At 58.1% G+C, this 12,002-nt stretch carries 11 protein-coding genes; 3 read left to right on the top strand and 8 right to left on the bottom strand.

All coding sequences use genetic code 11. The annotated features are described in order from the left end of the window. Positions 1 to 32: 32 nt before the first annotated feature. Positions 33 to 1,688: a glycoside hydrolase family 13 protein gene (locus tag QTL95_RS17830; RefSeq protein ID WP_289721256.1), complete on the bottom strand. Its 1,656-nt coding sequence runs from the start codon at positions 1,686 to 1,688 to the stop codon at positions 33 to 35. 1,102 nt (positions 1,689 to 2,790) lie between these two features. Here QTL95_RS17830 and QTL95_RS17825 point away from each other — a divergent pair. Continuing rightward, a complete protein-coding gene (locus QTL95_RS17825; protein WP_289721255.1) occupies positions 2,791 to 3,000 on the top strand; it encodes a hypothetical protein in 210 nt (69 codons plus the stop codon). A gap of 275 nt (positions 3,001 to 3,275) precedes the next feature. On the opposite strand, the gene QTL95_RS17820 is transcribed toward QTL95_RS17825, so the two are convergent. From QTL95_RS17820 to QTL95_RS17800, 5 genes are read right to left on the bottom strand one after another with little or no spacing between them, the layout of a single operon-like run. Continuing rightward, positions 3,276 to 3,719 carry a PPC domain-containing DNA-binding protein gene (locus tag QTL95_RS17820; RefSeq protein ID WP_289721254.1) on the bottom strand — a complete coding sequence of 148 codons (444 nt, stop codon included), beginning with the start codon at positions 3,717 to 3,719 and terminating at the stop codon, positions 3,276 to 3,278. Between the two features lie 48 nt (positions 3,720 to 3,767). Beyond that, positions 3,768 to 4,880 (bottom strand): catalase family protein, encoded by a 1,113-nt coding sequence (locus QTL95_RS17815; RefSeq protein WP_289721253.1) that lies wholly within the window; start codon positions 4,878 to 4,880, stop codon positions 3,768 to 3,770. Beyond that, the gene (locus tag QTL95_RS17810; protein ID WP_289721252.1) at positions 4,877 to 7,132 is read right to left on the bottom strand and encodes a xanthine dehydrogenase family protein molybdopterin-binding subunit; all 2,256 of its coding nucleotides are present in this window, start codon (positions 7,130 to 7,132) and stop codon (positions 4,877 to 4,879) included. The genes QTL95_RS17815 and QTL95_RS17810 overlap by 4 nt, the downstream gene beginning before the upstream one ends. Positions 7,133 to 7,148: 16 nt before the next feature. Continuing rightward, positions 7,149 to 8,165 carry an FAD binding domain-containing protein gene (locus tag QTL95_RS17805; RefSeq protein ID WP_289721251.1) on the bottom strand — a complete coding sequence of 339 codons (1,017 nt, stop codon included), beginning with the start codon at positions 8,163 to 8,165 and terminating at the stop codon, positions 7,149 to 7,151. Continuing rightward, positions 8,162 to 8,686, bottom strand: a complete 525-nt coding sequence (locus QTL95_RS17800; protein WP_289721250.1) for a (2Fe-2S)-binding protein — start codon at positions 8,684 to 8,686, stop codon at positions 8,162 to 8,164. Before QTL95_RS17800 ends, QTL95_RS17805 begins: the two co-directional genes overlap by 4 nt. Positions 8,687 to 8,997: 311 nt before the next feature. Between QTL95_RS17800 and QTL95_RS17795 the strand changes: the two genes are divergently transcribed. Further along, positions 8,998 to 9,357, top strand: a complete 360-nt coding sequence (locus QTL95_RS17795) for a response regulator (RefSeq protein ID WP_289721249.1) — start codon at positions 8,998 to 9,000, stop codon at positions 9,355 to 9,357. Between the two features lie 71 nt (positions 9,358 to 9,428). Continuing rightward, a complete protein-coding gene (locus QTL95_RS17790) occupies positions 9,429 to 10,517 on the top strand; it encodes a sensor histidine kinase (RefSeq protein WP_289721248.1) in 1,089 nt (362 codons plus the stop codon). A 401-nt stretch (positions 10,518 to 10,918) separates the two neighbouring features. On the opposite strand, the gene rnk is transcribed toward QTL95_RS17790, so the two are convergent. After that, positions 10,919 to 11,314, bottom strand: coding sequence for a nucleoside diphosphate kinase regulator (gene rnk / locus QTL95_RS17785; RefSeq protein WP_289721247.1), 396 nt, complete (start codon positions 11,312 to 11,314; stop codon positions 10,919 to 10,921). 404 nt (positions 11,315 to 11,718) lie between these two features. After that, entirely contained in the window at positions 11,719 to 11,850 is a 132-nt protein-coding gene (locus tag QTL95_RS17780; RefSeq protein ID WP_289721246.1) for a hypothetical protein, read from the bottom strand. Between the last annotated feature and the right edge of the window lie 152 nt (positions 11,851 to 12,002).

Below are 12,002 nucleotides of genomic sequence, written 5' to 3'. Positions count from 1 at the left end.
AAACTTTCGTCCAGAGGATTAGTTCCGCTGCTTCAATCGGCGTCAGCTAAAACAGCAAATGCCTCGTATGGCCTCAGTTCGATGCATCCCTGCAGTTGATCGACGGGTCCGTAGTGGTTGATCAGACAACGCCCCGTTACCTGCAGTTCGTTCGGCAGATCGACAGAGATCGACCTTGCTGAAAAGTTCGCGAGGACAACGAGGCGCTTGTCATCAAGCGTACGCGTGTAGGCGAAGACGTCCGGGTGTTGATCCAAGTAGGACTGATAGCGGCCGTATACGATGACCGAATGCTCCTTCCTGAGTGCGATCAGCCGACGATAGTGGTTCCAGATGGAATGCTCGTCGGTGATGGCTCGCTCGGCATTGATGGTGGTATAATTGTCATTGACCTCAATCCACGGGATGCCAGCGGTAAAGCCGGCATTCGCCTCCGACGTCCATTGCATCGGGGTCCGGGCATTGTCGCGGCCGTTCTCGTTGGCGCCCTTGATGAACTCTTCGGGCGCAAGACCCGCCTCCAAGTGGAGGCGGTGCATGTTCAGCGTTTCGATATCTCTGTACTGCTCGATCTTGCTGAACGGTGCATTCGTCATGCCGATCTCCTCTCCTTGATAGATGAAAGGCGTCCCCTTTAACAGGTGGAGAATGGTGGCAAGCATCTTGGCGGATTCAACCGGAAAACCCTTGACGTCACCGTACTTGGAGACGGCTCTGGGCAGGTCGTGGTTGCCCCAAAAGAGCGAATTCCAACCGTCGTCGGAGAGAGCGTACTGCCACTTGCTGAGGACAGACTTTAGCTTGACGAGATCAAATGGCCTCGATCGCCATTTGCCGTAGACTTCATCCCATTGCTGCGTCACATGTTCGAACTGGAAGACCATTGAAAGTTCGCCTCGGTCTCGACCCGAGTAGAGCAGGGCGGAGCCGGGTGTCGCGCTCCAAGTCTCGCCCACAGTCAGAACATTGCGGCTGCCGAAGGTCTCGCGATTCATCTCCTGCAGATAGTCGTGTAGGTGGGCACCGTCCGTGATGACAGATTGGTCGATCTGCTTGCCAATGTAGTCGATGACGTCCATCCGGAAACCGGAAATGCCGCGTTTCAGCCACCAATTCATCATCTTATAGATTTCTGCCCGGACCTTCGGGTTCTCCCAGTTCAAGTCCGGCTGGCGGCGGGAGAAAAGGTGCAGGTAATATTCGCCACTTTCGGGATCCAGCGACCATGCCGGCCCCCCAAAAGACGACGCCAAGCCGTTCGGGGGTCCTCCATCCTCGGCCGGTTTCCGCCAGATGTAAAAGTCGCGGTAGGGATTGTCGACAGACTTATGGGCCTCAATGAACCAGGGATGCTCGTCCGATGTGTGGTTGACGACCAGGTCGAGGACAATCCCTATGCCACGACTATTTGCTTCGGCCACGAGGCGGTCGAAATCTGCAAGCGTGCCGAACTCTGGGGCAATGTCCTGATAGTTGGAGATGTCATAACCGTTGTCGTCCATCGGTGAGGCATAGATCGGCGATAACCAGATGACCTCGATTCCGAGTGTCCTTAGGTACTCGAGCTTGGAGATAATTCCTGGAATGTCACCGATTCCGTCGCCGTTGCTATCGGCAAAGCTGCGCGGATAGATCTGGTAGATCGTTGACCGGTGCCACCATTGTGGGTGCAGTGTCGCTTCCGTCATTAAGACCTCCAAAAATTCTTCGAAGAGGTGGTTTTTCTTCAAAAGCCCACTGCGGGTGTCATTGTTCCACAATCACTACCGGCTATTTGACCCTGATCCCTGTGCGGCCAGCGCTCGAAAAACTGTCGTCTGCGATCAAGGTCAGGCAGAGTTGCGCGTGCGCGGAGGCCAAACGGCGAGCAATTTCTCGATAAGCAACCAGGAGGGGCGGAACCAAAAGTCAATCGCTGGGGTCAACGGATTTCAGACCCGCGTTTTCCGCGCGATCGCGTCGCGAAGATCCGAGTGCGGCTTCGCGATTGATACGACCGCCTTCGCCGATTAAGTGCCTTCCTCCAGGATCCACTGACAAGGGGAGGCGGACAGAGTGCGGTGCACAATGCGGCGTGGAGCCATGGATGGCAGAACGGTTCTGCGTACATTCGGATCTCCGCTTTCGGATTTACAAGCCGAGACATTGGATTTTGCACGAGGCAGTGCACGTCTGCTGTTCATCACGACCCGCCGGTAGCGACCAATTCAATGCCCCTACAAAATGGAAAACCAGAAGCTGAATGCCCCTGCTTCTTGGAGCCTTGTTGCGAGCCTCCAGGGCCACCATCACGGAATGGTCTGCAAACTTCGAAAACGCATCCTCTGGAAGGGCACGTAAGCAATCAACGGAGGAGCGAGCTTCCGCGCAGCCCAAAATTCCTCTTCCGTTCGACGTCGCCATTTGCCCCATGCAAAACAGCAGCGGCAATTCCGCCATCCCGTTCAACTGCTCGACCTGCGCGCAGCGCAGCGAGATAAGCGCTCGCCTTGGTCGGATGATAGGAGATAACCTTCGAAGACGACACTAGTCGCCATTCCGACCGATAGGGTTTTGAATGATAGATCTTCGCTTTGTCCACGGTAAAATTTCCTCCAAAAGCCAATTGAATTAACAGTAGAACAGCCGAGCTGTCGGGCAAGTTTCGGCGATCGTCAGGATTAAGAGACCGTGTGGTTGAAGCTTGGGGCAGTTCAGTTCTGAAACAGCGTTTCGGACTTCGTATGCCGTCTGCCTGTGACAGGCTAAACAGGTCGCTAACAGGTCATTCGGATAGGCACGTCTCGCGACATGGGACCATCCGGTCTGCACATGCCTGTCGGCCTACCCACGGGGATTTTCAGCATGGGAAAGGGCATCGCGACCGGGAGTGGACTTGTGTTTGTAGGAGCGACCACCGACACGTATATCCGTGCACTCGATGGCGAGACCGGAAAGAAGTTGTGGGAATTCCATCTGAGCGCCGGCCGCAATGCGACCCCGCTTACCTATCTCGGATAGGACGGGCGGCAATTTGTTGTAATCGCGGCAGGGGGCACGGCGGCTTGCAGTCGCGCAATGGCGATCAGGTGGTCGCGTTCGCTCTTAGGGACAAGTAGGGATCTCCGCCCCTGATTGTGCGGCGGCCATCACGGGTCCTGCCTGCACCGAACGTGCACTCCTCACATTTAATCCGCACCGGGAGACGTTCAGAGCCATGCCCCACGATGGAGGCCCCGCGCTCTCCAAACCGGGGAAGGCGTTAAGCTTTGCTATTTCTCAGCCTATTGGGGCGCTCAGACGTCTATGAGCGCGATCCCGAGCTCCTCACGCTTCCTGCGTCGAAAGCCCACACTGCTCTCGCGTACCATGATCTCGAGCGTCGGGTGCACGGTGCCCTTGATGAAATGGCCGCCCTTAGTCGAACCATCCTCCATTCCAAGGACGACATGCATATGGAGACTGACCTTCCCATCGTCGCCAACTGCGACGTCCCCGATGGCGCTCAGCACTTCGGTCTGGTAGTCGACGGGAATTTCTTTGTAACTCTTGGTCTTGAAGTCGAAAAATCCCAGCGTAGCGCTGCGGAACGCACCGATCGCTGTCAGCGATGCGCCGACGAGCTTTTGCTTCTCCGCGAACCTGGTAATGGCTCCGAAGGCTTCATCGCCATCCTCTAGCACAACGACAAAGTTGCGTTCTCGCCACGGATCGGTCTCTCCTAGTTCCTTGCTTTTCATCCCCATTTCCTTTCATCGCCTATTCCGGTACGTCGACGACCGGCAAAACTACTCGGCCGCTTGCCGGCCAAAGGGGCAGCCGATCGGATCCCTGACGGGAGTCTGATTTCGTTCGGACCTGAACATCGCGGACCGCTCGTAGGCGAGTTTACGCATGCGCATGATGCTGCCGAGCGGCTGATGCGCCAGAAGACCGTTCCAAGGACGGAAAGACATTCCGTCGTCAACCATGCGCGAGCGGTTTTCATCCCACGTGGGCTGCGGGTCCGCCGTGATCACTGCCACGGTCACGAAGGAGCTTTTTCCCTCGTCCCAGGGCGACACGCCTTCGACCGGCATGTCAGCGATGTCGGAACAGAGTTGCACCTTGAGATGCCACACGCCACCCTGATATCCGAAATGGGACTGAACCGCATGACGGATCACATCCTCATCATCTGACGTATCTAATGTCTTATCTGCCAGCGCCCTCAAGTTATCGGACACAGGTACGATCGCGACCTTGGCTATATAGTCGCCGTACCGGAGCGGAAGCTGTCCGAAAAAGCTGTCACCAAGAATGTGGGTCTTTGGGTTTCCACCGAGTGACTTGAGCAAGGCGCTTTCTGTGCCGACAGCCTCAAGCGCGGCTTCGGCGCCGCGCGCGGCCTTCGCCACTACTTCCTTGACGCCCTCCATGCGGTCGGTCGTCAGCGCCAGCCCTTTGAGGTTTACGAGAAACGCCTTGGCGCTCGGCGAATTGAACTCTTTTCCATTCACCATGACGAAATCCTGCGAGCGCGAACCCTCCGAGCCTGGAAGCCTTTCACCTTCGACACCGATGATCTTCAGCGCCATGCCGCGCGGCGTCGAAACGCTGTCATGCAGAAAGTCTCCGGGCGTAGTGGAGAACCGAATTACGGCATCGTAGGCCGCGGGCTTGGCGAAAAGCCCCTGAGCCAGGACCGGCGGGAGACCGTCTAGTACTTCGACGCGCGCTCCCAGCATCCCGTGGCTTTTGGCATGCACCGCACGTGTTGCGTGACCGCTGTCGTCGTAAGTTTTCTGGCTAATGGAAAGCATCGTCTCCGCGAGCTTGCGGGCGGTTTCCGGTTCATCCTTTTCGATCGTTTCGACGTCGGGATGATAGCGCTGCGGAGTCGCAGGAATTTCCGATCTCATTGCAGTGCGTCCTTATCGATGATGATCTTGTCGATGGTGATAGGGAAGTCGCGAATGCGCTTGCCGGTCGCGTGGAAGACGGCATTGGAAACGGCAGCAGCGACACCTACCACACCGATTTCTCCCAGCCCTTTCACGCCGATGGGGCTGACCTTGTCGTCGTGCTCGTCGACGAAAATCACGTCGATCCGCTCAATGTCGGCATGAGCGGGAATGTGGTATTCTGCCAGGTTGTGATTGATGATCCGGCCAGTGCGATGGTCGATCATTCCCTCTTCATGAAGGGCCATTCCCAAGGCCATCACCACGCCGCCTAAAATCTGGCTGCGGGCGGTCTTCGGATTGAGGATCTTCCCGGCAGCGATTGCGCTCACGACGCGTGTCACGCGGAGGACGCCCAGTTCCTCGTCAATTTTCACCTCAACGAAGACGGCAGAGTGGGTATAGCTCTTGAAGGACATCATCTGCACTAGATCGGGTCCAACCTTGCCGGCCTCGCTGATGGAAGACATTTGCTTCGATGCCAGAATATCGGCGAGAGACACGCCAATTTGGCTGTTCGTATCAAGCACCAGCCGGCCGTCACGGATTCGGACCTCTTCTACCGAAGCCTTGGCGAGTGGCGAGCTCTCGATTTCCTGGGCCTGTGAAAGAAGGGTCTTGCGAACGGCCTTGCACGCGGCGTCTACCGCGGATCCCGAGGACGCGGCAGTCCACGATCCACCCGCGACGCCGGTCGTCGGAAGCGTGGAATCCCCGATGAGGACGGTTACATCGTCAACTGGCACGTCGAACTCGTCGGCCGCGACCTGTGCGAGGATAGTGTAGGTGCCAGTTCCGATATCTGAAGCGGCCGCCGAAACCGTGACCTTTCCATCCGCCGAATAACGAACCTCCGCTTCGGCCGCCATGAGCATCGCATCCCAGAATCCGGTAGCCATTCCCCAGCCCACCAGGTCGTTGCCCTCGCGCATCGAGCGCGGTGCCGGGTCGCGCTTCGACCATCCGAAGGCGTCGGCGCCTTCCCGGTAGCAGGAGTGCAACGCTTTAGAGGTGAGCTGCTTGTCGTTGTCTTGATCGCGGTGCACGAAGTTTCGGATCCGCAGTTCCAGAGGATCGATACCGACCTCGTAGGCAAGCTCGTCCATAGCCACTTCAAGTGCGGCAACTCCGGTCGCAGCCCCCGGCGCGCGCATGTCGCCCGGTGTAGACAGATCGAGTTTGGCGAGCTCGTAGGTCAGTTTGGCATTGTCGCACTTGTAGGCGAGGCCAGACCAGTTCACGACGACTTCCTGATAATCTTCGTATGTCGACGTCGCCTGAACGGCATGGTGCATGACCGCCTGGAGAATGCCATGCTCGTCGGCGGCAAGCGAAACTGTCTGGATGGTCGACGGCCTCCAGGTCAGGTAGAACATCTCCCGTCGCGTCATTTCGACCTTGATCGATCGCTTCAGGTCGATGCTCGCCATCACGGCCAGGAAAAGCTGGTATTTCGGGCGCAACGCGGAGCCGAAGGCGCCGCCGACGAAGGCGTTCTTCACGGTGACGTCGTCAGCATCGAGGCCGAAGACGTTGCAAATGTAGTCCCGCGAGGCTTGTGGCCCCTGCGTCTTGTCATGAATGGTCAGTTGACCATTGGCTTCCCAGAAAACAGTTGAAGCGAACAGCTCCATCGCGTTGTGGTGTTCGCCATCCATCCGGAAATCGGCCGAAACTTTGTAGGCGGCCTCCGAATATGCCTTTTCGGCGTCTCCACGAGGTTTCGGAGCGGCAGGGATGCCGGAACGTTTCTTGGGCGGGACGTAACTGTTTCGGTATTCTTGAGCGAGATCGGTGCGTGCTTCGAGGCTTTCGTAAGTTGCGACGACGAGGGCGGCTGCGTCGCGCGCATTTTCGAAGGTGTCGGCTACGACGAGCGCGATCGGCTGGCCGTCGAATTGGATCTCGTCGCTCTCAAGCGGTCGGAACGGGCTGCCTGGCGGGGCGACCGAGTCCTGCCATTTGCCGTCGCGTGAAGCTGCTTTCGGTCGGTTCAGATGGGTGTAGACGCGCACGACACCGGGACAGCCTTCTGCGGCGGTGACATCGATGGTCGCGATCTTGCCTTTCGCGACCGTCGAAAGCACAACGTATCCATGAAGCATGCCTGGTTCGAAATGCTCCGCGGCGTACTTCGCCTGACCGCTGACCTTGAGCGGCCCGTCTACGCGCGAGACAGGGCTGCCGACGCTTCTGGAAAGGGTGTTCATCTTATCGCCCCCTTGTTTATTGGATAGCCTTGATCGACTGCACCTGTGGCTTTCCTGCCGCCGCCTGCATCAGCGCGCGAACGATCGCACGGCGGGCCAACGGGATCTTGAAGTCGTTGTCGCCTTGTCCGGTCGCGCCGACTAGCAGGCGATCCGCAAGCCTTCCGAATCCGTCCTTCGAGGCGGGCTCGCCGGCGAATTCGTTCTCTGCGAGTTCGTCGCGCCAAGGCTTGTGAGCGACGCCGCCGAGCGCGACTCGGACGTCTACGATCACGCCATCGCTGACCTCGACCGCGGCCGCGACCGAGACTAGCGCAAAGGCGTACGACATCCTGTCGCGGAGCTTGAGGTAGCTGCTGGTATCCGAAAAGTGATTGCTGGAAAGGCGGATTGCCGTGACGATCTCTCCGGGAAGAAGCGTGTTATCCCTTTCCGGACTATCGCCCGGCAGGCGATGGAAGTCGGTAAACGCGACGTCGCGTGCGCCATCCGGACCCTCGACTTCGACAACCGCGCCAAGGGCACTCAGCGCGACGCACATGTCGGAGGGATGGACGGCGATGCAGGACGAGCTCGCTCCGAGAATCGCGTGTATCCGGTTTACGCCGCCGATCGCAGCACAGCCGCTGCCCGGCTCGCGCTTGTTGCAAGGCGTTGAAGGATCATAGAAATAGTAGCATCTCGTACGTTGCCCCAGATTTCCGCCCGCAGTCGCCGCGTTGCGCAACTGCGGCGAAGCTCCCGCTAAAATCGCGCTGGAGAGCAGTGGAAACCGATCCCGAATTCTGTCGTCATAGGCCATGGCCGAATTGCTTACGAGGGCGCCGATCCTCAGGCCGCCGCCGTCCGCTTCTTCTATTGACCTGAGCGGCAGCCGGTTGATGTCGATGAGGGCCGACGGTCGCGCGACATCGTACTTCATCAGATCGACAAGGTTGGTGCCCCCGGCCAGAAGTTGGGCGGTGGGGTTGGCCGCAAGCGCCCTTACCGCGTCGCCGACGGTCTCTGCCCGAACGTAATCGAATCCTCTCATTCGGCAGCCTCCTTGTACGAGACTGACGCCGAGCCCTGCTGTGCCTCCTCGATGGCATCGGCGATATTCGTGTAGGCGCCGCATCGACAGAGGTTGCCGCTCATAAGTTCGCGGATATCCTCGCGGCTATGCGCATGCCCTTCGGTCAAAAGGCCGATGGCGGAACAGATTTGGCCTGGCGTGCAATAGCCGCATTGAAAGGCGTCGTGCTCGACGAAGGCCGCCTGCATGGGATGAAGATGGTCCTGGCTTCCGATGCCTTCGATTGTCGTGATCTCGCTGCCCTTGAGCGTGACGGCAAACTTCAGGCAACTGTTGATGCGCTCGCCGTCGATGAGAACAGTACAAGCTCCGCACTGGCCGTGATCGCACCCCTTCTTCGTGCCGGTCAGCTTGAGAGGACCTCTCAAAAGATCAAGAAGGGTGGTCCAGGGCGGGATCGGGACGACTTGTCTTTTCCCATTGATCGTCAATGAGACGTCGCGGTGAGCCTGGCCAGTGTGTGGGGAGCCGTCGTCCATCGTTTTGCGCCTTTCAAAGGAGATAGGCGTTGAACGAACGTTGACGGGATAGGTTCCTTAGACGAGCGACGTAGGACCTATCTGTCCGCGCGGATAACCTGTGCAAGTGGCGAGTGGTCGTCACCACTGCGCTCTTCCCCGAGCCAATCGCGCCGCCGGGCCGCGGATCAATCAAGTCGCGGTGATAGTGAGGCTAGGTCTTTCGGCGGTAGACCAGGTCGAATGATGACTGGAAGTGTTTTGCTTTTGCGAGGCGGAACGACTTGATAAATTCGGAGTTTTTCGGCCGAGCGTAAAAGATCGGTGCCGGAATGCCACAGACGACTGTTCTCGTTATCGAAGATGAACCGTTGATCAGAATGACGGTTTCGGACGACCTGCGCGACAGCGACTTGCGTGTTATTGAAGCCGGCAACGCCGAGGAAGCACTCCGATTGCTCGAGACCGATTCCACGGTCCGGGCGATTTTCACCGATATAGACATGCCCGGTTCTCTTGATGGGTTGAAGCTGGCGTGGATCGTGAGGGATCGATGGCCGCCGGTCGAAATCGTGATCACCTCGGGCCAGCGACGCGTGGATGTCGGGGAAATGCCCGAGCGCGCCGTGTTTTTTCCCAAACCTTACGCGCACCAACCGCTTATCGAGGCCCTGACGCGCCTGACCTCGTAGCCGCGCGAAACTTCTGGCGGATGCTTTGACTGCCATGGTAAGGACCCTTATCGCCATGAAGGTTGAAGCAGATGTCCAATCCAGAAGAACCGAATCCCACGCCAGCGACCGTATCCGACCTTCCTCATCTGGCGCAGGCGCTGGACGACGACCGGTTTCGGCAGTTTCTCGACCACGTTCCTTTCGCGGTCGCAGTGGCTGAACTCGGGGAGGACGAGCATCTCGTCTACGGCAACATAGAATTTGAGCGCCTGACGGGGATCTTGGGCGAGCAACTGCAGGGAAAACCGTGGTCCGTATTACCCACCGCGACGCCCATTTCGGACGGGTTGCAACTTGCCGACGCTTTGCTGGAGAGTGAAGAATATCTCGGAGTGTTCACGGTCGTTTCTGACAACGGAAGCCACGTCGTCGACGCCTGGTCGAACACCATCGTCGATGACAGCGGTCAACCGCTCTTTCGCCTACTGGCCATGTCCGTCCGCAGCGGGGTCGGTGATGGAGCTTCCCTGTCTGACGCGTTGACGGAAAAGGACACGTTGCTGAAGGAACTGCAGCATCGGGTAAAAAACAATCTGCAAATGATCACGGCATTGATCCGGATGGAAGCCCGCAACGCCCAGCACGTTGAAGAGCGCGAGCGGTTCAACAGGCTTGCCGGCCGTATCGAAGCTCTTTCAATTCTCTACCGTTCACTCTATGGCAGCGAAACGGAGACCGTCGACCTCGGGACCTATGTCAGCCAGATCGCCTCCTCTGTCATGGCCGCGCACGCAGAAGAAGGTATCCGGCTCGATATGAAGGTCGACACTTGGCCCGTCTCAGTTAATGTTGCGATGCCGGTCGGGCTTGTCATAAATGAACTGCTTACCAACGCCCTGAAATACGCTTTCGTCGGCCGAGAGGGCGGTGACATAAAAGTCCGCTGCACAGTTGATGACGAAGGTTGCAGGGTTTTGGTCTCCGACAATGGTGTCGGCCTCTCGAATAAAGATGACTGGCCGCGACGGGGCAAGCTCAGCGCGATGATCGTCCAGTCTGTGCGGCAGAATGCAAAGGCCGAGATAGACGTTCAAACAGCGCCGGGGGAGGGCGTTGCCGTCACAATTATCTTTAAGCGAGAAAATGCGACCAGCGACGAACGCCGGTCCGTGCTTTGAAGGGCCGAGCGCCGGTCCGTGCTTTGAAGGGCCGAGCGCTCGGCATCGACTTGAATCCCAATTTGATCGGACTTGCCGCTGTCGAGAACGCGTCGAATCCTTCGTCGCTGAAGGACTCGAGCCTGCTGGAGCACGCGCTGGTCAAGCTCAGCATGGACAAGCTTTGGCTGACGCCGCCCGCATCCCGACGTGCCGCAAGGCAGTCGCGATTCCGATGTCCACGGGGCGCTTGCGTCTTATGGGCATTCGGTCGTCCGCCTTCCTCGACGCCGCAGGCCGGGAATTGTGTTCCGCTCGGCGCCGGCGAGGCCGGACTAAGCAGTTCGGATTTTGGCAGTTCAACGTGGGGATGTGTCGACAAAGCGCGTTTCCACATCAATATCCGGATAGCCGAAAAACAGCTATCCGCGCCAAACCTCCCGAACGGTTAGCCGATGAGCGCGCCCGTCGCGGGCCTTCCAATCGATGGACTGGCCAGCCGACAAACCTATGAGCGCAGCGCCGATCGGTGTCAGGATCGAAATCCTGCCTTTGGCAATATCGGCTTCACCCGGATAGACGAGCGTCACCGAACGATCTTCGCCGAGGTCGCTGGTGTATCGAAGTGACGATCCCATCCGGACGACGGTTTGCGGGAGCTTTGCATCGTCGACTACGCGCGCCCGCTCGAGTTCTGCCAGTAGCTCATCGGACAACTCCGGGATTTGGCTCGAGAGTGACTCGGCGAGCTTTGTCAGGCGATCGTGATCTGAACGCGCGGTCGCGATCGCGGGCTTGCGTGATTTCTTAGACGCCATGTCGCTCCTCCTGCCGTGAGCGGCCCAATTTCGGCCAGCCGGCAATAGATGTCGCTACGGATGGCTCGGATGCTGATCGTCGAACGTCGCCCTCGGCGGGCGCGACGTGACCGGGCCGGGGCTAGGTTCCCGCTATAGGATTACGCTTTCCCAACGCAAAATGGTAGGAGGCCAGCATGACGCCAGATTGCCTCCACCCAGAGCTCCAGTCAAGAACGTAGAAGGCGGTCCGGTTGTAATCTGCTCGGCAGAAGAAGTTTGCCTTCTTGCAAAGGGTATTCTTCACGAATGGCTCAAACGTAACTTAGACCATGATGACGACTTGTGGTCCAGGAGCTATTCCTGGCAAGCGACCAACCCCTGGGTCGCGTGACTGAAGCGGCATCCGAGGGCGGAAACGGCAATTAAAACAAGAGCCAAGTCAATGCTGTCCAGAGGATCGCAGCGAGCATTGTGAGAACAGCAACTACCAAACCAAAACTGACAGCCAAAAATTCGACACTCTCATCGGCCCATGCCGTATTTTTGTCGTTCATCTTTTACCCTTCGGCTTTTTACCGCGATTTTGACGAGACTTGAGTGCCTGGTTATCTGGTTGATCACTCAGGTAATCGAGATGTGTACTCCTGCTGGCGACAGATCGTGGTCCGATTCACTGCTTTGCACCTGCAGTTTGCTAGGCCACCGC

Origin of the sequence: Rhizobium sp. S152 (assembly GCF_030380735.1) — a bacterium.
In the GTDB taxonomy this organism is placed as follows: Bacteria; Pseudomonadota; Alphaproteobacteria; order Rhizobiales; family Rhizobiaceae; genus Rhizobium.
The sequence above is the reverse complement of the archived record's forward strand: the minus strand, read 5'-3'. Positions and strand labels throughout refer to the sequence as shown.